The sequence below is a fragment of the Pararhodonellum marinum genome (assembly GCF_015354735.1).
In the GTDB taxonomy this organism is placed as follows: domain Bacteria; phylum Bacteroidota; class Bacteroidia; order Cytophagales; family Cyclobacteriaceae; genus Pararhodonellum; species Pararhodonellum marinum.
Genome location: NZ_JACEFJ010000008.1, coordinates 25,076 through 48,205 on the forward strand (window position 1 = coordinate 25,076; position 23,130 = coordinate 48,205).

Here is a 23,130-nt window from a genome sequence, read left to right on the forward strand (position 1 = left end):
CCCCCTTTAATTTTCACCAATTTCCAAAAGGTCGATGACCCTAGCTTTCCAAAATGTGATATTTTTCCTGTTCCTCGTATAAGTCAAAGTCAATATGCCATTTTTATAGATCAGAGATGGATAAGAAAATTCATCCTCGCCAATCCCTTTTTCGATGACATGAATAAATGGCCAGGATTGACCATTGTCAAATGATATGGCCAAATGCAGAGGATGACGCTTACCCCAATTTTCTCCAACAGGATTATAGGCCAAGGCCACCCTATTTTGACCCAGGTAAGCGAGGTCAATCCCGCTGTTGTTATTGGGGAGATCAATCAAACTGACTGGGGACCAGGATTTGCCACCATCGTAAGAATCACTTCTGCCTATTTTGCCGGCAGAGGTGCGCAAAAGCATGTGGACATTTCCCGGGCTTGATTCCCAAAGAGCGGGCTGAATTACGCCTTCCCCTGTAATGATTTTTCTGTCAAGAGTCAGGGTATCCGTTTTCTGCCAAGTCAATCCCTCATCATTACTGATGTCAACAAAGGCATTCCAGACCCTGTTTTTTTCTACCGAGGCAGGTGCCAGCCAAGCTCCTTCTGAAGTGACCAATATGTGGTTTCTTACCGGACCTCTACCCCCAATACCCCCATCAATCAGCGCTTTGGGAGAAGACCATGTTTGTCCTTGGTCGGTGGAATGCTGCACCCATGTGTGCCAATCATCGATTTCCTTTCCCACCTTGAAAAACAAAAGCAATTGACCGGAACCAGCCATAAACAAGACAGGGTTCCAGTGGGGTTCATCTTTGACTTTGACCAGCATCTTTGGTGATGACCATTCACCAGGTTTGCCTTGGCTATACCAGATCCCAACATCATCATGCTTTTCGTGGCTACCGGCAAACCATGCAACCATATAAGTTCCATCTTCAAGCATTATCAAGCTAGAGGCATGGCATTGGGCGAAGGCTTTACTTTCGATAAACAGGGCTTCATGATAAATGACTTCAAGGCTCATTTCTTGCTCATCGTCTTGGTTGGTTTGTGCTGCCACCGGTATGACCAGGAAACACAGAAATGGCACATAGAGCAACCATAGGCAGGTACTTTGATTAAAATCAGGTCCTGTGCAAGTCAGCGAGTTTTGAATGCCTTTATTTTTTCTCATAGACAACTTCCATTCTTCCGGAATAATCCACAAATGTCACCTTCATAAAATCCTCCGACACCGCCAAAGCTCTGGAAGACTGGCTAAGGTAGCCGCTTCCGTGATGGAATTCATGGATCCTGCTTTTTCCATTTTGGAGTTGAATGATGGCTTTCTGGATATTGGATTGAGGTTGAAGAAACCGTAAAACCATGGTTTGGTCTTTGGACACAAAAAGCTTGAGGCTGTCCGCTTGCTGGGCCACCAACATCGCTTTTTGGCCATCTGCCAATAGAATTTCAGCAAGGCCTCTTCCCTGACCTGAAACCTCAAAACCACTTTCACTTGCCTCCACCACTTTTGGGCGTTTGGATTCTTCCATGACCAATTGCAGGCCTCTAAAAGCGTCATATCTGCCGGTAATGGTTTCATTGCCAAAGAAATTACCAATCAAGAAAGTCTGTCGGTCTTGGTTATGCAGCATCCCATATATAGGTGCGAATTGGGCTTGCATAGGGAGTGCTCGCAAAGAAAATTTCCCATCATCTCCTAAGGTCATCGTTGCACTTTCGAAATAGTCAGCATGAAGCGATTCCATTCCTTCCTGATCTTCGGGCCGAAAAAAACCATCGAAACCTACTTTTGCATAATCAGAATAGATAAGAAATCTGTTTTTCCAGGATGGAATCTGACTGACCAAAGCATCCCTGCCCGGGACGGCGTGTTTTTCTCCCTTCAAATATTGAAACATGATAGGATCTACGCTGCCATTTCCATCAAAATCTTTGGCATAGATACTTAAAGGTTCTTCGGGAGTGGCTTTCCACCGAACATTTAAGCCCAGGTTGCCTAAAATATAGATCGGCTTCTCGTTTTCATCAAATCCGGCTTGCAAAATACTGTTCCACCATCCTGAAGAATTTTGAGGGGCCATGGTATCCGACACATCAACCAGTCTTGAATGGCCATTATCCAAAAGCTCATTCTTGAAAAACCTGACGGGCATCCATTCTCCAACAACGATCAAATCCACCCTTCCGTCTTGGTCAAAATCTGTCCAAAGTGCAGCTGTGACCATCCCTAGATCAGCCAAATCAGGACAAACTTCCTCAGTAACATCCATGAGCTTGCCTTCTTTAGACTTTAGGATAGCGGATCTGGGAGAGAGCGGATATTGACCTGGCCTGACCCTTCCGCCAATGAACAACTCCACGTTTCCATCTCCATCAAAATCCGCAGCTGTCACAACGCTTCCACTGAAATTCAATTCGGGAAGAATATCGGAAGCCATTGCAAAGTTGCCCTTGCCGTCATTAAGGTATATCCTGTCCTGGTAATGTTCATCACCTTCCTGAAACCTGCTTCCCCCACTCACTACATACAAGTCTAAATCTCCGTCTCCCTCAATATCAAATAAAAGGAGTCCCATATCATCAGAATCATACGCTTCGCTTAGATTTTGAGCCTTAAAGTTTCCGCGACCATCTTGGATAAAGACCTGTGCCGGATAACCCACATTTCCACCAACAACAAAATCTTCCCTGCCATCTCCATTGATATCCCCCACTGCTAATCCCGGACCGTTTTCTGAGTGTTTGTGAGGAAGCAATCTTTGGCGATTAAAATCTTTATACGTATGCTGAAGGTGTCGGTGAGCAATCCCTCTTTGGTCAGAGACTTCTTCAAATTGATGTTTTAAAATAATGTTTGATGAATCTCGATGGTTGGTTTTGTTTAAGTCAAAAAGTAGGGTATGGAGGGAATTTACCGGTAGATTTTCAAACCGCTGTAATTCACCTCCTGGCCATAGGATGTCCAATCGATCAATGGTATCCACCTCTCCCAAACCAAAATGTATGGTCTCATCCACGTAGGATTTGTATCCTCGGGTAGGGAAATGCTCATAGTACTGCATGACGGGATTTCCTTGATCCATGTACGTTAAGGTCAATTTGGCACCTAGCCCTTGTTTGTTGGGGGCTTCTCCTTTCAAAATGAACTTTACATAATTGGCTTTCCGATCTGGAGTCAGGCCTTCCATGGTCATGTTTTGGTAAATGAATGCCTCCTGGTTCAGGTTATTGATTACCAGATCCAGGTCCCCATCCAAATCCAAATCTGCATACGCAACCCCATTAGAGATGGAAGCCTCTCGGATTCCCCATAGTTCACTGACATCCTCAAAAGTAAAATCCCGGTTGTTTTTGAAGACATAATTGGGCAATTTAACTTCTTTTAAGGGTGCAATACCTTCCAAAAGCAGGGCCCTTCTATTTTCAGGAGTGCTGAAAGGGCCCAAATTTTGGGAAAAATTGATGTAATCCAAATCCGTGATGTCTTTTCCGTAACCATTGCTGACAAATAAATCTCTGAAGCCATCATTGTCCAAATCGGCAAAAAGAGGTGCCCAACTCCAATCAGTTTCAAAGACATTGGCCAAAAACCCAATCTCGCTAAAGTACCCATCTCCCCTATTGAGCTGCAAAGTATTTCTGACATATTGGGGCTCGTATCCTCTTTCCAGATTTGCTGTGTAGAGGTCGTAATTTTCAGTGGGCGCAAACATGGTTTTTTGCCTTAAATTGTCTGGTGGGAACATGTCAAGCACGATTACATCCGACCATCCATCATTATTGAAATCGGTTACATCTACTCCCATCGCATTGAAGCTCTGGTGGTCGAGTCTTTTGGAGATTTCATTGCTGAAGGTTCCATCTCCATTGTTGATATAGAGTAAGTCATTGGTGATGAAATCATTGGCGACATAGATATCAGGCCATCCGTCTTTGTTGATATCCGTAATGGCCAAACCCAATCCGTATCCTTCTGTCAAAATGCCCGCCTCCCGGGTCACATTGGAAAAAGTACCGTCACCGTTGTTTCTGTACAATTTGTCATTGCTTTTTCCCTTACCTGTCTTTTCACGAGGCCTAGATGTATTTCTCTGGAAACTTTCGAGGGCATTGGAAAGCACGTACAAGTCAAGATAACCATCTCCGTCATAATCAAAAAAGGCGGCCTGTGTATTGTAGCCTCTGTCATCAATACCGTAGGCCGCGGCTTTTTCCAAAAATTTGGGAACGCCGTTTTCATCGTTTCCCTGGTTGACAAATAGTAGATTGGGGTTAGGATTAGCATCATCCCTATTCGAAACTGAAACATAAATGTCCAGTAAACCATCCTGATTGATGTCCACCAAGGTCACTCCTTCTGCCCAAGAACTGGTTATTAGTCCAGCTTCTGAAGTAGCCTCTTTGAATTTCAAATCTCCTTCATTCAGGTAAAGGGCACATGAGACCATATTGCCCGTAAAAAATAGATCTGGCAAGCCATCTCCATTAAAATCTCCAATGGCAACTCCTCCCCCATTGTAGATATAGTCAAAACTCAGCACATTGAATTCATCGGTAATTTTGATTTCATTGTTGAAAAAAACATCTGTTAGGTTCGGGGATAATAATTTGAATCGGAAATCTGAAGCCGATTTTGGCTGACAAGCCACCACCAAACAAATAGTTACGGAAATTAAGAGTTTGTTTACAGAAGAGTTAGTCATCATTTACAAAATTTTACAGGCAATAAAACCAATTATTATTACAATATCGGCCTAGATCAGGTCTTGATGGTTTTTTTTGTGTATTTATGACAATTTATTTTTGTAGATATATCGATAATATATGTAAAATTACTAAATTGAAACCGATTGCATAAGCTAATTCAATCTAGTTCCTTTATTTATTGGGCGATCCGTAAAGAGATAAAAATATTTTGCTTTTCGCAAAGATATCATTTACTTTGTATACGGTATACAAAAATTAGATTCAATTATCCATGTAAACCTTAACACATTCAAAATTAACCTTTAAACCTTAATCTATGATTAAAACAATTTACCCAGATGACTTCAGGAAGCTTACAAATTCCCTGAAAATCATGGTGTTTTTGGTCCTGGCAGGACTGATGATGCCCATGCAACAAGTTTTCGCCCAGGCTGGTACACAGCCTTTTGTGGTGAGAGGTACAGTGAGTTCCTCCGAAGGTGGAGAAACTTTACCCGGTGTCAACATTCTTATCAAAGGAACAGGTACGGGAACAGCAACTGATATTGATGGAAATTACTCCATTGAAGTGCCTTCAGGTGATGCCGTTTTGGTATTCACCTCGATCGGTTTTACGATGCAAGAAGTGCGAGTGGGCAATAATACCACGCTCAATATTACCATGGCACCGGATATGGCAGCATTATCTGAAGTCTTGGTAGTTGGTTACGGTACCCAAGAAAGGGCCAAAATAACCAGTGCGATCTCCTCAGTAAGCTCAGAGGACATCAGGGCGATGCCTGTGCCCAACTTGGCCTCTGCCATACAGGGACGTGCTGCAGGGGTACAGGTTACCAATGCAGGAGCTCCAGGTACCAACCCGATAGTTCGTATCAGAGGCGTTGGTACAGTAGGAAATAATGATCCATTGTATGTGATTGATGGGGTTCCTGCGGGTGGTTTGAATCAAATCAACCCTGCAGATATTGAGTCCATTGAAGTATTGAAAGATGCTTCTGCTTCTGCCATTTATGGATCTAGGGCAGCCAATGGGGTCATTCTTGTCACTACCAAAAAAGGGCAAGTTGGAAAACCTGTAGTTACTGTAGAGTCTTATTATGGTACCCAAACCGCATGGAGACAACTTGATCTTTTAAACAGGAACCAATATTTGGACTTTGGTAGAGACCTGCTTGCCAACGGTGGTCAACCTGCTCCTCAAAGATTTGATAATTTGGGAGAGTTTGCCAATGTGGATACCGATTGGCAGGGAGAGATGTTCCGAACCGCTCCTATCCAAGATCACAATGTGCAGATTTCCGGAGGAACAGAAAATGTACTTTATAATTTCTCTGCGGGATACTTTGCTCAGGAAGGTATCATGAGAGGGACAGATTTTGAAAGGGTTTCAATCAGAAGCAACACAGAATGGAGGGTTCATAACCGAGTAAAAATTGGCCAAACACTGACCATTGCTTATTCTGACCAAAACGTTGAGCCATTTTCAGGTGGAAGAAGCCAATTGGAACATATTGTGAAATCTGTGCCGTACATTCCTGTAAGGGATGCCAGTCGATTGGGAGGTTTTAGGGCCCCTGATACAGAGGACGGTTCTGATCCTGAAAACCCAGTATTGAACGCTGAGTTAAGGACCAATAGAAATCAAGACTTCAAAATCCTAGGTACTGCTTACGTGGATGTGGATTTGTTTGAGGGATTCAAATACAAATTTTTGGTTGGATTGGATGTTGGAATCAATACAAATGACCAATATACTCCTAGATTCGATGCCGGTGATTTCAATTTCCAACCTTTCGCTTCCATCGCTCAAAACAGAAGCACATTCGTATCGCCTTTGATCAGTAATCAATTATCCTATTCCAAAAGTTTTGGAAAACACAACCTTGATGTATTGGGTGTAATTGAACAACAGACATTTACCTTTACAAATTTGTCTGGATCTGGACAGAATTTCCTCACCAATGACGTTAGAACGCTTCAAGGTGTGCAAAATCAGGTAACTTCAGGAAGTAAGACCGAAAGGGCACTCATCTCCTACATTGGCCGTATCAACTATGATTATGACCAAAAATACCTCATTAGCGCTGCAGTAAGGCGAGATGGCGGTTCCAGATTCGGTCCAGCCAATAAATGGGGAACCTTCCCTTCCGTATCCGTAGGTTGGAGAATCAGTGAGGAAGGTTTCATGAAACCTTTGACAGCAGTGAGTGATTTGAAACTTAGAGGTAGCTATGGTGAAGTAGGTAATGACGGTTTTGGAGATTATGCTTATCAAGCCACAATCAACAGTAACTTCTTTTATAATTTCGATGGAACGCTGGAAGGAGGTAGTACCATTTCTAATCTAGCAAATCAGAATATACGCTGGGAAACCACCAAAATGACAAACATTGGTTTGGATTTGGGTCTATTCAATGACAGGTTCAACCTTTCTGCAGAATGGTTTGATAACAGAACGGAAGGCATGATATTGGGTGTTCCCATACCCCCTTCATTGGGATTCGATGGTGCGCCAATAGCTAACGTTGGAACTGTTCAAAACACTGGAGTAGAGCTTGCTCTTGGCTATAGAAAATATACAGGTGATTTCACTTGGTCTGTAGACGGCAATATTGGATTTGTAAATAATGAATTACTTTCACTTGGGATAGGTAACACTATTTTTGGACCTGGTTTTCAGGGTGATGCTTTAACGTTCACTGAAGAAGGAAGACCTATCGCATACTTTTATGGCTGGGAAGTGGATGGCATTTTCCAACAAGGAGATGAAATCAATCAAGCCAATGCCGCACCAGGCGATCTTCGATTCGTGGACCAAAATGGAGATGGAGCAATAACTGATGCGGATAGAACCTTTCTAGGTCACTACTTGCCTGACTTCACTTATGGGTTGAATTTCACTGCCAATTACAAAAACTTTGATCTGACGATGTTTTGGCAAGGTGTTCAGGGCAACGAGATTTTCAATAATCTCCGCTTCCACACAGAAGGAATGACCCGTTTGTTCGGTGCAAGTACCGTGGTTCTGGACCGTTGGACCCCTACCAATACTAATACTGATGTACCTAGGGCAGTATCAGGAGATCCAAACAGAAATGCAAGGGCAAGTTCCAGGTTTGTGGAAGATGGCTCATTCCTGAGGTTAAAAATTCTTTCGTTGGGTTACAACATGCCCAGAACATGGTTAAACAGCTGGAGCAATGGAACCATATCCAACATAAGAATTTACTTTACAGGCCAAAATTTGCTAACATTTACCGGATATACTGGTTATGATCCTGAGATAGCAGTTAGAACCGGTGTAAATGCCTCTTTGGGTACCGGTATAGATTATGGGCAGTTTCCTGCCGCAAGAACCTTTATAGGAGGTGTTCAAATTACATTTTAATTACCATTAAATATATATAGAATATGAAATCAAAATCCATTTTAACCTTGCTGTTGATTTTGGTAGGTTTTGTTTCCTGTGACGAGGAAAAGTTAAACCCCGTAAATCCAAATCAGCTTGGCGTAGAAACCTTTTACAGGACTGGTCCGCAACTGGAAGCTGCGGTGAATTCAATTTATGCAGGCCTACAGGCCAACAATTTGTACAACAGAGAGTATTTCTTCCTACAGGATTTGCTATCTGATGATTGCGCCACAGGTGGTCCTCAATTGGAAGCACCGAGGGCACAGGTTTTAAACCATGTATTCGACGCCTCTAACCCTTTGGTCTCAGCTAATTGGAGAGGTTGGTTCAGAATAGTTCATAGAGCCAATTTGGTGATTGAAAATGCCGAAAATGCGGTAGATGAGATTACTGATGCAGAAAGAAACAGAATGCTTGGAGAAGCTCATTTCCTCAGGGCTCTAGCCAATTTTGAACTGGTAAGTTTATGGGGACCTCTTCCTTTGAGAATGGAAGTTGCCACCTCGCCTGATGGAAGCCCAAGGGTGTCCGAGGATGAAGTTTACCAAGTCATCTTCAGCGATTTAAATTTTGCCATCGCTAACTTACCATTGAAAAGTGCACTTACCGGTGCAAATGTGGGAAGAGCCTCTATAGGAGCTGCACAGGCTTTGGCTGCCAAAGCGCATTTGTTCAGAGGTGAATATGCTGCTGCTAGGCCATTCTTACAAAGTATCATATCTTCGGGCCAATATAGCCTCGTTCCCCGGTATCTGGATAACTTCGAACTTGAAAATGAAAACAATTCGGAATCGGTTTGGGAAGTTCAGTTTTCTGAGGATTTTGGTAATGCTGGTGGTTGGAATGGTGATGGCTCTGGTATAGCAGAAGTTACTTTCAGAGGTCAGGAATATGGTCCTACCGCATGGAGAAATATCATCCCAAGTACTTCGCTAGTCGCAGAATTTGAAACAGTAGCGGGTGGTGCTGCCAAAGATGATCCGCGAGGCCGATACAGCTTTTACAGAGTGGGAGATACCTTTAATGCTGGTGCAAGTGTCCTCACTGCGGATTTGATTCAAGGTGATGCCACCAGGCCCAGTTGGAGAAAGTACCAAATGATCTATGCCAGAAACGCTGAAAATACCAACTCCGGTATCAACTTCAGAGTCATCAGGTACGCGGATGTGTTGTTGATGATGGCGGAAGTAGAAAATGCGCTGTCAGGTCCTGCTGCTGCCTTGCCTTTCATCAATCAGGTACGTGCCCGAGCAGATGTAGACATGCCTCCTTACCCTACTGCACAATATCCTACGGGTACAGCAGATCAGATGTTAAGAGCCATTCAACATGAAAGAAGAGTGGAATTTGGTGGAGAGCAAATCAGGAACCGTGATATCAGAAGATGGAGAAGAATGGGACAATTGGCCAACGAACCCATCAACAACTGGAATAATAGATACGATCGCTTGCCTTTACCACAGGAAGAAATTGATAACAACTCAGCTTTGACCTCTGCGGATCAAAACGATGGTTTTTAATAATTAGGGTTTATTTATTGAAAAACAGCCGTTTATACAACGGCTGTTTTTTTTTGTCCATATTTTATTTTTCCACAAAGAAATTCCTGTTTAAATCCCTTAGCAGATCCCAAATAATAGGCTTATTTTTAATTTCCAGAAAGTTAAAAAAGCCCTATGTATTTAATTTTTGATACCGAAACTACCGGACTTCCCCGTGATTACAATGCGCCCATACATGACCTTGAAAACTGGCCCAGACTGGTTCAGTTGGCTTGGCAACTTCATGACGAAAGGGGAAAACTGCTTTCCAACCATAATTTCATCATCAAACCGGAAGGTTTCAACATTCCTTACAATGCTGAAAAGGTTCACGGTATTTCTACTGAAAGGGCATTAAAGGAAGGCCAAGACCTAAAAAAAGTACTTGATGCCTTTCAGACAGACCTAACCAAAGCCAAATACCTGGTTGGCCACAATGTAGGCTTTGACATCAATGTCACCGGCGCAGAATTTTTGAGGAAATCCCTGCCTTTGTTGCTTACTGAAAAAAAGCAATTGGACACCAAGGACCTTTCTACCGACTATTGTGCGATTCCAGGTGGTAAGGGAGGAAAATTCAAATGGCCGACCCTTACCGAACTCCATAAAAAATTATTTGGAAATGGCTTTGGTGATGCACATGATGCAGCCTATGATGTCGATGCCACTGCAAAGTGTTTCTTCGGCTTGATTACACAAAAAGTGATTGCTCCGGAAAAAGGTTTGAAATCCGAAGAGGTCATATATGAAGCCCCAAAACTCGACACTGCCAATTTTGTCTACGCCAAGGATGATCAAAAAGCAGCTGCCAAGGAAGTCTTGGATGCCGCAGGCAAGGCTGATATTACTGACTTAAAGGACACCCCCTTTGCTCACCTTCATGTCCACACCCAGTATTCAGTGCTTCAAGCCACGTCAGAAATCCCAGCTCTGATCCAAAAAGCAAAGGAATTTAAAATGCCTGCCATCGCCATGACTGACCACGGCAACATGATGGGGGCCTTCCATTTTGTCAAAGAAGCTTTGATGCACGACATCAAGCCCATAGTCGGCTGTGAATTCAACATTTGTAAAGACCGATACAATAAATCCAGTAAAGATGACGGCTTTCAAACTGTCCTTCTAGCCAAAAACAAAGGAGGTTACCATAACTTGGCCAAACTTGCCTCCTACGCAAATACCCAAGGGTTTTATTATGTTCCCCGGATCGACCGTCAATTGTTGCAGGAATACAAGGGTGACCTCATTGCCACTACCGGGGGCCTCTGGGGAGAAATCCCTTTCTTGATCTTAAATGTAGGAGAGACACAGGCAGAGGAAGCCTTTTTGTGGTGGAAAGAACAGTTTGGTGAGGACTTCTATGTGGAGCTCAACCGGCATGGTATTCCGGAGGAGGAAAAAGTCAATGAAGTCCTGCTCCAACTTGCCCACAAACATGGCGTAAAGTATTTCGCTGCAAACAACACCTATTATAACCAAAAGACCGACGCAAAAGCACATGATATCTTATTGTGTGTAAAAGACGGGGAACTGGTAGAAAAGCCAAAAAAGTACATCGGCAAAAGAGGCAGGGAGTTCCGATATGGATTTCCGAATGATGAATTTTACTTCAAGAGCCCCGATGAAATGAAGCAGCTTTTTGCTGATCTTCCAGAAGCCATTTTCTGTACAGATGAAATTGTAGACAAAATTGAAACCTATAAGCTGGCTAGAGAAGTACTCTTGCCAAAATTCGAAATCCCTGATGAATTTACTGATCCCGAAGATGCTTTGGATGGTGGTAAGCGCGGCGAAAATGCCTATCTCCGACATTTGACATATGAAGGTGCCAAAAAAAGGTATGGAGAAATCACGGAAGAAATAAAAGAAAGACTTGATTTTGAATTAAGCACCATAGAGCGGACAGGCTATCCGGGTTACTTTTTGATTGTGCAGGATTTTACGGGTGAGGCCAGAAAAATGGGGGTAGCCGTAGGTCCTGGACGAGGTTCCGCCGCAGGTTCGGCCGTCGCGTATTGCACAGGGATCACAAATGTAGATCCCATTGCTTACGACCTCCTATTTGAGAGATTTCTGAATCCTGACCGGGTATCACTACCCGATATCGACATTGACTTTGATGATGAAGGACGGCAAAAAGTAATCGATTATGTCATCCAAAAATATGGTTCCAGTCAAGTGGCCCAAATCATCACGTATGGCACCATGGCCGCCAAATCCGCGATCAGAGATACGGCAAGAGTGCTGAACTTGCCCCTTTCCGAGGCAGATAGATTGGCCAAATTGGTGCCCGACATCAAATTAAAAGCGCTTTTTGAACTGGCAGGGGACAAGGTGAAACTGGGTATAAAACTCAAAAACAACGCCGAGAACATTCAGAAAGCGGAAGAGTTGATCCGACTTTCGAAAAATCATGATGAGATGGCCAAAACCATCAACCAGGCCAAAGTATTGGAAGGATCGGTAAGGAATGTGGGGATCCATGCCTGTGGGGTAATCATCACCCCCAACGACATTACCAACTTTGTCCCCGTGGCATTGGCCAAAGACTCCGAAATGTTCTGCACCCAGTTTGACAATTCCGTGGTGGAAAGTGCAGGATTGTTGAAAATGGACTTTTTGGGTCTCAAAACACTTACCCTGATCAAAGATGCCGTCAAAATTGTCAAAGAGCGGCATGGCATTGAGTTGGATCCGGAAAATTTCCCCATAGAAGATGAAAAAACGTACGAGTTGTTTCAGAAAGGCGAGACCGTAGGCATCTTTCAATATGAATCTGCAGGCATGCAAAAATACATGCGGGAACTTAAGCCGACTGTTTTTGCTGACCTGATTGCGATGAATGCCCTTTACCGGCCTGGCCCATTGGAATACATTCCCAGCTTTATCAGACGTAAGCATGGCATGGAACCGATCAGCTATGATCTGGAAGACATGAAAGAATACCTGGAAGAAACTTATGGGATTACCGTCTACCAGGAACAGGTCATGCTCTTGTCCCAAAAATTGGCCGGCTTTACCAAAGGTGAGGCAGACGTCCTAAGAAAGGCCATGGGTAAAAAGCAGAAAGATGTGTTGGATAAAATGAAACCCAAATTCATCGAACAAGCTTCTGCAAAAGGACATGATGCTAAAAAGCTGGAAAAGATCTGGAAGGATTGGGAGGCTTTTGCCTCCTATGCTTTCAACAAATCCCATTCTACCTGCTATGCATGGATTGCTTATCAGACTGCTTACCTCAAGGCCCACTATCCAGCAGAATACATGGCTTCTGTGCTGAGCAACAACATGAATGACATCACACAGGTCACTTTCTTTATGGAAGAGTGTAAGCGGATGGGGATAGCGGTATTGGGTCCAGATGTCAATGAGTCGAAAAATGGGTTTACAGTCAACAAAGAAGGCCAGGTCAGGTTCGGATTGGCCGCGATCAAGGGGGCTGGAAATGCGGCGGTAGACAGCATCATCGAAGAAAGAGAAAAAAGCGGAACCTATGCCAACATCTTTGACTTCACCAAAAGGGTCAATTCAAGGGCATTGAACAAAAAGACTTTGGAAGCGCTGGCCATGGCTGGAGGATTTGACTGTTTTCCGCAGCATCACAGAAGACAATATCTGGAAGCTCCTGAAGGGGACGTAACTTTGTTGGAAAAGGCAGTGAAATATGCGGCCAAGGTACAGCAGGAAGCCGACAGTGCTCAAGTAAGCCTTTTTGGTGGGGGTAATGGGATGGAAGTACCCTTGCCAAGCATTCCATCCATGGAGCCCTTCAGCCAGTTGCAGCAACTCAATATAGAGAAAGAAGTGGTTGGCTTATACATTTCAGGACATCCTCTTGATCAGTTTAGGGTAGAGTTTGATGCCTTTACCAATACACCCCTCACCGCTTTCGCAAACATTGAAGGCCTTCGCCAGAAAAGAGAAAACATCAAAGCGGCCGGCATTGTAACATCCTTTGCACACAGGACCACCAAAACCGGGAAACCTTTTGGTACCCTTACCATGGAAGATTACCATGGAGGGCACACTTTCTTCCTTTTTGGTGAAGATTATGTCCGTTTCAAGGAATATTTCATGACAGGATGGTTTCTCTATATCACCGGTAGTGTTCACCCCAACAAATGGAAAGAAAATGAGTTTGAATTTAAGATCAACAACGTGATGTTGCTCAGTGAGGTGCGAGGCAAAATGGTCAAGGGCATCCGCGTTAACATTGACTTGGATGACCTGAGTTTGGAAATCATGGAAAAGCTTGAAAAAATCACCCAAAAGTACAAAGGGGAGGCCAAATTATTTATCAATGTGATCGACAACAAAGAAAACATCACCCTCGACCTCATGTCTACAAAATACGCCATCGATCCTTCCAATGAAATGATCAAAGAACTTGAACAGATTCCTGAGGTAGTATACAAAATCATATGATGGAATATTGGGAGGAAAAGCAATCAATCCAAAAAGTATGTTTATCCTAGACTTGTTCCCATTTTCAAACCCTACAAATTTGTTCCTACCTTGATAAAATAATTACTGACTAGGAACTTATTGGACCACAAAGTAATTAAGAAGTATATTTGAAAAATAAAGCAATCAACTAATCGCATAGAAATGGCTAAAGCAATTGAAATTACAGACACCAACTTTGAGGAAATCATGAAATCCGAACAACCGATTCTGGTTGATTTTTGGGCTGAATGGTGCGGACCTTGTAAAATGATCGGACCTGTTGTAGAAGAATTGGCAGGGGATTATGAAGGAAAAGCAGTTATCGGCAAGGTAGATGTAGATGCCAACCCCAGTGTGGCCCAACAGTTTGGGATCAGAAGTATCCCTACGCTATTGTTCTTTAAAGGAGGTGAAATCGTAGATAAACAAGTGGGAGCAGTTCCGAAGGCTGTGCTGGCTCAAAAGCTCGAGGCACAATTATAAATTCATTAAGGCCAAAAAAGAGGAAACCTTTCAGAATCTGATTCTGAAAGGTTTTTTTACTTATATGACCTGATCATTTTGTTCTAGAGGGGACAGGTTCGAAACTCCACCAGAAACAATGAATTTCATGATGTCAGCGCTTTTGACATTTTTTAAAACCTGAATGTTTTCTTTAGGAACCAAGAATAGATTACCTGAAAAATTGTAGCTGTGGGGGAAATAAACCGCCGCGAGATTCGATTCCAGTACCGAAAGGTCATCTTGAGTAATAAAGCCCAATCTGGATATGTTTTCAGAAAGTTTGACCACCACAGGCACATTGAACTTCTTTTTATCTCCCACAAATGCGCTCATTAAGTCTTTGACACTGGTATATAAGATATTGACCAAAGGGATTTTAAAAACCCATCGTTCAAATTCTTCAAACAGCGGCCTGGTGATGAATAATCCCGCTAAGTATCCAATAAAGATGATGAACGCTATGATGATCAAAATCCCCAATCCTGGAATAGGAATAGGCAATAGACCATCCAGAAAGTTGAGAATCAACACAATCACATAAATAGTTAATGCCAAGGGAACGACAAAAAGTAGACCCCTGAAGAAATATTTGATAAAGCGTCTGTAAGTGAAAGCCATAAAAGGTGCTGGTTTTTGTTTAAATTTTTAGTCTGAAATTAATTTCAATCTGCTTGTTTTTAAAGCTTCAAATTGGCTGCCAAAATATATGCTGTTAATATAATTCTAGTTTTTATTTAAATAATTCAATCAAATTGTTTATTTTTAGGATGGAACTTTACTTGCCGAAGATCATGCCTTATTTGGGCTAAGAAATCAATTCAATGGTATTTGACATTGTGTTAAATGAAGTGTCAAATTCTCTCTATTTAAAGGTTTTACATCAAAATTTACAAATTGTTCCATTTAAAAACTTGTCAATTCAATCAAAATAACCTCGTCCCATTGAAAAAATTTGATGTTAAGCCAATTTTTAACTTCTATTCAATTAAAATCACTTTTTGTTTTTTATTTGCTATGACCACTTTGGTAGGTTGTAAAACCACCAAATTAATAGATAAAGAAATAAGTGAATTGCATAAAAGCTGTTATGAATATGTAATTTCGCATGAAACAAGCAAGGCCTCCACATTTGAACCTGAAGATTACGACGAAACACTTCTGGATGCCTTCTCCAAAGAGTCACTCCTTGTGGCCAATACCATCGGTCAGATTGATCCAATCACTAAACTGTTCAAGGAGGATAAATTCAATGATTTTTCCCAGTTCCGAACTTACCAAAAAATCATAAACAACATCACTTTAGCTGAACTGGAAGTTTTTTCTTTCACCTCCGCAATTAGATGCGAAGAAGATAAAATGGAACAGCTGGCCTGGTTTATGGAAAGACTTGAATCAGATGCATCAAGTAAAAATACGGTAACGGGAATCCTGATCGATGCTTCAGCCAATATCGCTAGTGCCGCCATCATTATTTGGGCCATAAATGGCAATACCGTAAGACAATTATTGGGTGTGGGTGCATCGCTTACTCAGATATTTCTCAATCTCAGAGGCCGATCCATCACCTATATTGCCGAAGTTGAGCACCCAGTGAATATCCTCAATGAGATTTTTGAAGGAGAGGAATGGTCTGATTACGTTCCAGTCAACATCTGGTATTATTTAGACAACAGGTCGCCGGATTTTACAGACAGATCCATAAAAGTCTTGTTGATGGATTCATGGGAAGAATATAACATCCGAGAAAATAAATCACTCTACCTTTCTTCAGGAGGGAACTATACTTCGCAGCAGCTTAGAAACCGCGCTTCCATGTTAGAACAGTTGGCATCCTACACTGAATTGATTTTGCAAGACCTCTTGAAACTAAGACAAGAATTGGAAGATTATATCGATGAGCAGGAAAGCTGAAGAAAAAATTTGACACAAAAAAAGGAAGCCTTTGGAACTTCCTTTTTTTGTCTTCTATTTTTTTTAAAGGTCTATTCCCATAAAGGACATAAATGCCAATCCCATCAATCCTGTCAACAACATGGTGATGCCAAGTCCTTTTAGGCCATTTGGTACGTTAGAATACTTGAGCTTTTCCCTGATGGCTGCCAAAGCCACGATAGCAAGGAAAAAACCAACTCCTGACCCAAATCCATAAACTGCTCCTTCAGCCAGTGTATAATCTCTACCTGCCATAAACAAAGATCCTCCTAAAATAGCACAGTTAACTGCGATAAGAGGAAGAAAAATTCCAAGGGAACCGTAGAGTGCAGGTGCAAATTTCTCAACCACCATTTCCACCAGCTGGACCATAGCTGCAATCACAGCGATGAACATGATGAATCTGAGGAAGGAAAGATCTACTGAGGCGAAAGTTTCGCCCAGAAAGCCCAATGCTCCTTCTTTCAAAACAAATTCATTTAAAAGCCAATTGACTGGTACGGTTACAGTCAATACGAAGATTACAGCTGCACCCAAACCCAAGGCCGTGGATACTTTCTTTGACACCGCCAAAAAGGAACACATCCCAAGAAAGTAGGCGAACACCATATTTTCAATGAAAATTGATCTTATTGCTAAACTAACTAATTCCATTTTTTCTCAATATTTAGTGTTCTACATATCCTGTTTTGGTACGCTGTACCCAAATGATCAATCCCAGGATGATGAAAGCTCCTACAGGAGAGACCATAAGCCCATTGGTGGCCAAAGAGAAATCCTCTCCGAAAAGACCTGAGATCGTGTCGAAGACCGGAATGCCAAAAACCGTACCCGATCCCCATAATTCTCTAAAGAAAGCCACGGCCAGAATGATCCAAGAATAACCCAAAGCGCTTCCAAATCCATCAAGAATAGAATCATAAGGCTTATTTCCTAAGGCAAAAGCTTCTAACCTACCCATGATGATACAATTGGTGATGATCAATCCGATAAACACAGAAAGTTCTTTATACATGTCAAAGGCAAAGGCTTTCAACACCTCATTGACCAAAGTTACCAATGTGGCAACTACGGCAAGTTGAACGATAATCCTTACCCGTGTGGGGATGATGTTCCTCATCAGAGAGATGGTCAGGTTACCCATAACCAAAACAAAAATAACTGAAATGGCCATCACTAATGTAGGCTGCATCTGTGTGGTCACTGCCAAGGCGGAACAAATTCCAAGTACCTGAATGGTAATGGGGTTGTCATCTACCAAAGGATCTGTGACTAGTTTTTTTCTTCTTTTCGAAAGAAGGGCTTCGGCTGGTTTTTTATCTATTGCTTTTTCTGCAGTTTCAGTACTCATATCTTTGTTTTTGAGACAGTCAATTTTAATTTAAGGCCACTGGGGCATCTTCACCGGACTTCTTCTTATCCAAATAAGCCTGATAGTGACTCAGATAATTTTTCAACATTTTATTTACTCCGTTTGCGGTGATGGTGGCACCGGAAAGACCATCTACTTTGTGAGGCTCTCCTGAATAATCTCTACCTTCACCTTTTTGCATTTCCACAGCCTGGAGATTGCCCTCTTCATCGAAGATCATTTTACCTTCAAACCTGTTTTGGACAGAAGAAGCGGTTATCCTCGCTCCAAGGCCAGGGGTTTCTCCCTTATGAGAAAATGTAACCCCTTCAATGGTATTAAGGTCTGTTTGAAGTGCAAGAAAACCCCATATTTCATCCCATAGGCCAAAGCCATGTACGGGTAGAATGAAGGATTTGATGTTTTCCTCATTACCCATTTCGTGGTACATAAATACGGGATAAAATCTATCCTCAGGTTTCATTTTATAGTTTCTGGCGACGTTTACGTTTTCTGCCACCAAAGGATTGCCATCCCGGTCATTTTCAATTTCCTCTCCATCGATATTGACTACCTTCGAGGAGATGGTTTTGTCGTAATATTCCAAAACTTCTTCGGGTTTCATGGCCCCAAGTTCATCTCCATCCATCACGGCCCCCAAAATCTGCTTTTTAGTATCCAACTCCTGGGCTTTCTTTTGAATAGGTCCAAGCAATTCTGCTGTACCTGATAACAATAAACCCAATACGACTGTCAATATCACAGAGAATGTGATTACGTAAGCATTAGACTGTTGCACGTTGTAACCTCCTTTTTTTATTTGCTTTTACTACATAGTAATCAATTAGCGGTGCGAATACATTCATAAACAATACCGCTAGCATTATGCCTTCCGGATAGGCTGGATTGGTGACTCGAATGATCACGGTCAGCACACCAATGAGAATGCCATATATCCATTTACCGGTTTCGGTTTGAGAGGCCGACACTGGATCTGTCGCCATAAATACAATTCCGAAAGCCACTCCTCCCATAACCCAATGGTATTCAGGAGCCATGGCCATGAAGTTATTGACAGCCAGTAAGTTCAAGAGTGCTCCCATAAGATAAACTCCGGCAAAACCACTGACTATGATTTTCCAACTTGCCACACCAGTACCGATGAGAATTGCTGCACCGATCAAGGCCATCAAGGTAGAGGTTTCTCCTATGGATCCTGGAATAAATCCGAAAAACATATTGGCAAAGCTGAATAAATTATCTGACAAGGCAGTATTGTGGGAAGCCAGCGCAGCAGTAACTGACTGCTCTCCTTCCACTCCGGCATTGTAAGCGACCGCAAGGGCTGTGGCCCCTGAAAATCCGTCGATAGGCGTTTTATCTCCAATATAGGTCCAAACCTGGTCTCCTGAAATCTGGGCTGGGTAGGCAAAATAAAGGAATGCTCTGGCTGTCATGGCGACGTTTAAAATATTCATCCCAGTACCTCCAAACACTTCCTTTGCAATCACAACCGCGAAAATTGTCGCTATGGCCACCTGCCAAAGAGGAATGGTAGCTGGAATCACTAAAGGAATCAACATTCCGGTTACCAAAAAACCTTCATTTACTGGATGTTTTCTGATGACAGCAAATACTACTTCTACCAAGCCACCTGCGGCATAAGACACAATGACGATAGGTAAAACCAATTGTAACCCCAAAAGAAACTTGTCTCCAAATGTGGCTGCTTCCCCCACTGCAAGAAAATGCATGTGGCCTGTGTTGTAAATACCAAACAACAAGCAAGGAATCATGGCTACAACTACAGTAATCATCATCCTTTTCAGATCGATGGCATCCTTTACCTGAGCACCTTTGATACCATTGGTATGGTTGGGAGAAAACATAAAGGTCTCCCCTGCTTCATACAGATAGTATAGGTTTTCTAATTTTCCACCTTTTTGGAAAAGTGGTTTCTGTTTGTCCAACAGATCGCGTAGAAACTTCATATCTATTAACTAAATTGTATTAATTCTATACCTTTCCTAACAATTTGCTGTACGGGGTGTTTAGAAACATCCACAAATTCGCACAATGCTAGGTCTTCTTCAATAACTTCATAGATGCCAAGTTCCTCCATATCATCATAATCTTCAGCCATGATGGCTTTCAGCAAATATACGGGAAGGATATCCATTGGGGTTACGCTTTCAAAAACCCCCGTTTCAACAAATGCCCTTTCTTCCCCTCTGCTATTGGAATCCAAGACAAACTCTTTTTTGGGATTTAGGAATGAAAACAATCCCAAAGCCCGGTGGTAGCTTAATTTATTCATGGTCGGCTTTATCCAACCCAAAAATTCATAATAATCCCCTTCAGGAATCATTGTGATCTGATTGTGGTAGAAACCCAGATAACCATCTCTGTTAATTCTTTCACCTGACAAAACATTTCCGGAAATTACCCGAACATTGTCCATTTTGGTATTGCCTTCGACCATGGTATCTACACATGCCCCAGAATATGTTTTTGCATATACAGCCTGTTTGGCCTCAGAGCCTGTGATGGCTACGATTTTAGAAGCATCGTATTTGCCATCCAAGAAGAGTTTGCCAATTTGGGCTACACCAAAAGGATTTACTGTCCATACGAGGTCTCCTTTGCCTATGGGATCCAAATGATGGATATGTACTCCTACGTTTCCTGCAGGATGTGGGCCTGTAAACTGATTGATTTCCACACCCTGAAGATTGTTGTAAATTTCAGGAGAGCTTTCGTTACCGTTCAGACCTAGGAAAACTTTTCCTCCACTTAATTTTTTCAAAACATCTATACCTGCCTGAAAATACTTTTCCTGTCCCAGGAGCAAAAACCCGTAATCAGGTGCAAGAGGGGCAGTATCAAAGCCTGAAATGAAAATAGACTTTGGCGTGTCATCGGGATTGGCCACGACTCCAAAGGGTCTTTGAATGATTTGAGGCCAAACCCCACTTTTGGCGATAAGCTCAACGGCTGCTTCTCTGGAAATCGATTTTAAGTCAGCCGTTTGGTGTTTTTTGAATGTTTCAAAACTGATTTCTTTGTCAGCCAGGATTTTGATTTCAAGTAACTTTCTTTTTTCTCCTCGCTTGACCTCTACTATTTCACCAGAAACCGGGGAGGTGTACATGACCTTTTCCAAGGCTTTGTCAAACAAGATCGGAGTTCCTGCTTTTACGGTGTCACCTTCATTGACTAATACTTTTGGTCTTGCCAAACCGATGAAATCTGTCGGTTTGATGGCAAAAGTCTGGGCAGGTTTGAACGCAACCAACTCCTTTTTGGCCTTTCCAGCCAGGTTGATATCAAATCCTTTCTTTAACTTTATAGTTTTTGACATATTTAAATTTTGAAACTAGATGGTCTGTTGAAAAACGCCTCAAATCTAATAAAATACATCAGTTTTTAGAAGACAATTCTTCTAATATTTCAATTATAGAAGCCTGTGTATTTTAGATATTGGCTTTTTGATTATTACACAACGGCTTTGTCGGATGCCATAGCCGTTAGAAAATCCTTAACTTGCTCCATTAACCACATTGGGGTAGATGTAGCACCACAAATCCCTACCCTATCATTTGACTTAAACCAATTCGGATCAATTTCATCCTCGTTTTCCACAAAATAACTGCGGTCATTCTGTGATTTACAGACCTCATACAGCGCTCTTCCATTAGAGCTCTTTTTGCCTGACACAAAGATGATGATATCATTTTCTTTTGAAAACCTATTCAATTGAGGCTCCCGGTTGGAAACCTGCCTGCAAATGGAATCGTTGGCAGTAAAATCCACTTCTTCAAGCGAACCCTTGGCTGCCAAAATCCGCTGCTCTATTTTTTCCTTAAGGGAATAGAATCCTTTGGTACTTTTGGTCGTCTGACTGAATAGGGTTACCGGTTTTTCGAAATCAATTTTGTCCAGATCCTTGTCTTCCATCACCACGATCGCTTTTTCTAAGGTTTGACCGGTTAGGCCGATGACTTCGGCATGCCCTTTTTTCCCATAAATCACAATCTGACCATCTTCCCGCTGCATTTTGTCGAAGGATGTTTTCACCCTATGTTGTAACTTCAAAACGACTGGGCAGGAGGCATCTATCAATTCGATGTTATTTTCTATGGCTGTCTTATAGGTTTCCGGTGGCTCGCCATGGGCTCGAATCAGCACTTTACAATTGCTTAATTCCCGCAGCGCCTCTCTGTCTATTACCTCCAAACCTTTTGCACTGAGCCGTTTTACTTCCATGTCATTGTGCACAATATCTCCTAAACAATAGAGCTTATCCGAGGTCTCCATTTCATCCTCCGCCATCTTAATGGCAAATTCCACCCCAAAGCAATATCCTGAGTTTTTATCTATGGTTATTTCCATGCCTCTTTGGTATTTAAAAGTATTTTTTCATTGGCCATATCAACGATGATTTTGACCTGATCATCAAAATGAAGATGGCTGGTATCCAATTCAAAAGCATCTAATGCTTTGACCAATGGACTTTCTTTTCTAGTGGAATCCATATGGTCCCGCTCTGCTAGATTTCTGGAAATCTCCTCCAATGGCACCATTTGCCCTCTTTCGAGTAACTCTTTTTGTCTTCTGGCTGCTCTTACCTCCAGGTCGGCAGTCATAAAAATCTTTAATTCCGCATCTGGAAAAACTACAGTTCCTATGTCTCTTCCATCCATCACCACTCCCTTGTGTTTTCCCAATGCTTGTTGTTGGGCAACAAGTTCCTCTCGGACGGCTTTGAGCTTGCTTACTTCACTGACCTTCTCCGATACTTTCATGGTTCGGATTTCTTCCTCCACGTTTATCCCATTCAGGCAGGTCTCTTGGTTTCCATGATGTGTATGGAAAGATATTTTAAGCGAGTCCAAGCCCGCTTGGACTTCCTTGGGATTGCTCAGGGAAATGTTTCGCTGTAAGAAATGCAGGGTAGCGGCCCGGTACATTGCCCCAGAATCAATGTAAGTGTAGTTGAGGGATTTTGCCACCAATTTGGCCGTTGAGCTCTTTCCGCAACCTGAAAAACCATCAATGGCAATCACAATTTTACCCATAAACAAAAGTCGCTTTTTCCTCTATTTCAGGTGCAAATATAATCAATTAAAATCTTTTTGGGGTATAGCAGGAGACCTATTACACAAAACAGTCAAAGTATGACCATAATAAAGCAAGGAAAATTTTATTTACCTCAAAAACACCAGCCGCTTAATGCTTTATAACTTGAAT

At 42.3% G+C, this 23,130-nt stretch carries 15 protein-coding genes; 5 read left to right on the plus strand and 10 right to left on the minus strand.

Annotated elements, in window-relative coordinates:
* Positions 1-6 precede the first annotated feature (6 nt).
* Both H1A14_RS14715 and H1A14_RS14720 read right to left on the minus strand, forming a co-directional pair.
* Positions 7-1,155, minus strand: coding sequence for a sialidase family protein (locus H1A14_RS14715; protein WP_228527794.1), 1,149 nt, complete (start codon positions 1,153-1,155; stop codon positions 7-9).
* The gene (locus H1A14_RS14720) at positions 1,142-4,693 is read right to left on the minus strand and encodes a VCBS repeat-containing protein (RefSeq protein ID WP_194777042.1); all 3,552 of its coding nucleotides are present in this window, start codon (positions 4,691-4,693) and stop codon (positions 1,142-1,144) included. The genes H1A14_RS14715 and H1A14_RS14720 overlap by 14 nt, the downstream gene beginning before the upstream one ends.
* Positions 4,694-5,010: 317 nt before the next feature.
* On the opposite strand from H1A14_RS14720, the gene H1A14_RS14725 reads away from it, so the two are divergent.
* From H1A14_RS14725 to trxA, 4 genes are all read left to right on the plus strand, one after another.
* Positions 5,011-8,082, plus strand: a complete 3,072-nt coding sequence (locus H1A14_RS14725; RefSeq protein ID WP_194777043.1) for a SusC/RagA family TonB-linked outer membrane protein — start codon at positions 5,011-5,013, stop codon at positions 8,080-8,082.
* 23 nt (positions 8,083-8,105) lie between these two features.
* A complete protein-coding gene (locus tag H1A14_RS14730) occupies positions 8,106-9,626 on the plus strand; it encodes a RagB/SusD family nutrient uptake outer membrane protein (protein WP_194777044.1) in 1,521 nt (506 codons plus the stop codon).
* Positions 9,627-9,782: 156 nt separating this feature from the next.
* Complete coding sequence (dnaE, locus tag H1A14_RS14735) at positions 9,783-14,072, plus strand: DNA polymerase III subunit alpha (RefSeq protein ID WP_194777045.1); 4,290 nt, start codon at positions 9,783-9,785, stop codon at positions 14,070-14,072.
* Between the two features lie 183 nt (positions 14,073-14,255).
* Positions 14,256-14,576: a thioredoxin gene (gene trxA / locus H1A14_RS14740; RefSeq protein WP_194777046.1), complete on the plus strand. Its 321-nt coding sequence runs from the start codon at positions 14,256-14,258 to the stop codon at positions 14,574-14,576.
* Positions 14,577-14,636: 60 nt separating this feature from the next.
* Here trxA and H1A14_RS14745 read toward each other — a convergent pair whose 3' ends face one another.
* Positions 14,637-15,215, minus strand: a complete 579-nt coding sequence (locus H1A14_RS14745) for a DUF502 domain-containing protein (RefSeq protein WP_194777047.1) — start codon at positions 15,213-15,215, stop codon at positions 14,637-14,639.
* Positions 15,216-15,611: 396 nt separating this feature from the next.
* Between H1A14_RS14745 and H1A14_RS14750 the strand changes: the two genes are divergently transcribed.
* Complete coding sequence (locus H1A14_RS14750; protein WP_194777048.1) at positions 15,612-16,508, plus strand: hypothetical protein; 897 nt, start codon at positions 15,612-15,614, stop codon at positions 16,506-16,508.
* A gap of 63 nt (positions 16,509-16,571) precedes the next feature.
* Here H1A14_RS14750 and nqrE read toward each other — a convergent pair whose 3' ends face one another.
* The 7 genes from nqrE to cmk all read right to left on the minus strand — a co-directional run bounded on the left by nqrE (position 16,572) and on the right by cmk (position 22,958).
* A complete protein-coding gene (nqrE, locus tag H1A14_RS14755; RefSeq protein WP_194777049.1) occupies positions 16,572-17,183 on the minus strand; it encodes an NADH:ubiquinone reductase (Na(+)-transporting) subunit E in 612 nt (203 codons plus the stop codon).
* Between the two features lie 13 nt (positions 17,184-17,196).
* Entirely contained in the window at positions 17,197-17,880 is a 684-nt protein-coding gene (locus tag H1A14_RS14760; RefSeq protein ID WP_194777050.1) for an NADH:ubiquinone reductase (Na(+)-transporting) subunit D, read from the minus strand.
* 25 nt (positions 17,881-17,905) lie between these two features.
* Positions 17,906-18,679, minus strand: a complete 774-nt coding sequence (gene nqrC, locus H1A14_RS14765; protein ID WP_194777051.1) for an NADH:ubiquinone reductase (Na(+)-transporting) subunit C — start codon at positions 18,677-18,679, stop codon at positions 17,906-17,908.
* A complete protein-coding gene (locus H1A14_RS14770) occupies positions 18,666-19,871 on the minus strand; it encodes an NADH:ubiquinone reductase (Na(+)-transporting) subunit B (protein WP_194777052.1) in 1,206 nt (401 codons plus the stop codon). The genes nqrC and H1A14_RS14770 overlap by 14 nt, the downstream gene beginning before the upstream one ends.
* Before the next feature lie 5 nt (positions 19,872-19,876).
* Positions 19,877-21,241, minus strand: a complete 1,365-nt coding sequence (locus tag H1A14_RS14775) for a Na(+)-translocating NADH-quinone reductase subunit A (RefSeq protein WP_194777053.1) — start codon at positions 21,239-21,241, stop codon at positions 19,877-19,879.
* A gap of 134 nt (positions 21,242-21,375) precedes the next feature.
* On the minus strand, positions 21,376-22,272 hold the full coding sequence (locus H1A14_RS14780) for a 4-hydroxy-3-methylbut-2-enyl diphosphate reductase (protein ID WP_194777054.1): 897 nt from the start codon (positions 22,270-22,272) through the stop codon (positions 21,376-21,378).
* Positions 22,263-22,958, minus strand: a complete 696-nt coding sequence (gene cmk / locus H1A14_RS14785) for a (d)CMP kinase (protein WP_194777055.1) — start codon at positions 22,956-22,958, stop codon at positions 22,263-22,265. Before cmk ends, H1A14_RS14780 begins: the two co-directional genes overlap by 10 nt.
* Positions 22,959-23,130 lie beyond the last annotated feature (172 nt).

Coding starts and splice junctions, on each gene's coding strand:
- H1A14_RS14715 (WP_228527794.1), bottom strand. CDS start 1,155: ATGAGAAAAAATAAAGGCATTCAAAACTCGCTGACTTGCACAGGACCT.
- H1A14_RS14720 (WP_194777042.1), bottom strand. CDS start 4,693: ATGATGACTAACTCTTCTGTAAACAAACTCTTAATTTCCGTAACTATT.
- H1A14_RS14725 (WP_194777043.1), top strand. CDS start 5,011: ATGATTAAAACAATTTACCCAGATGACTTCAGGAAGCTTACAAATTCC.
- H1A14_RS14730 (WP_194777044.1), top strand. CDS start 8,106: ATGAAATCAAAATCCATTTTAACCTTGCTGTTGATTTTGGTAGGTTTT.
- dnaE (WP_194777045.1), top strand. CDS start 9,783: ATGTATTTAATTTTTGATACCGAAACTACCGGACTTCCCCGTGATTAC.
- trxA (WP_194777046.1), top strand. CDS start 14,256: ATGGCTAAAGCAATTGAAATTACAGACACCAACTTTGAGGAAATCATG.
- H1A14_RS14745 (WP_194777047.1), bottom strand. CDS start 15,215: ATGGCTTTCACTTACAGACGCTTTATCAAATATTTCTTCAGGGGTCTA.
- H1A14_RS14750 (WP_194777048.1), top strand. CDS start 15,612: ATGACCACTTTGGTAGGTTGTAAAACCACCAAATTAATAGATAAAGAA.
- nqrE (WP_194777049.1), bottom strand. CDS start 17,183: ATGGAATTAGTTAGTTTAGCAATAAGATCAATTTTCATTGAAAATATG.
- H1A14_RS14760 (WP_194777050.1), bottom strand. CDS start 17,880: ATGAGTACTGAAACTGCAGAAAAAGCAATAGATAAAAAACCAGCCGAA.
- H1A14_RS14770 (WP_194777052.1), bottom strand. CDS start 19,871: ATGAAGTTTCTACGCGATCTGTTGGACAAACAGAAACCACTTTTCCAA.
- H1A14_RS14775 (WP_194777053.1), bottom strand. CDS start 21,241: ATGTCAAAAACTATAAAGTTAAAGAAAGGATTTGATATCAACCTGGCT.
- H1A14_RS14780 (WP_194777054.1), bottom strand. CDS start 22,272: ATGGAAATAACCATAGATAAAAACTCAGGATATTGCTTTGGGGTGGAA.
- cmk (WP_194777055.1), bottom strand. CDS start 22,958: ATGGGTAAAATTGTGATTGCCATTGATGGTTTTTCAGGTTGCGGAAAG.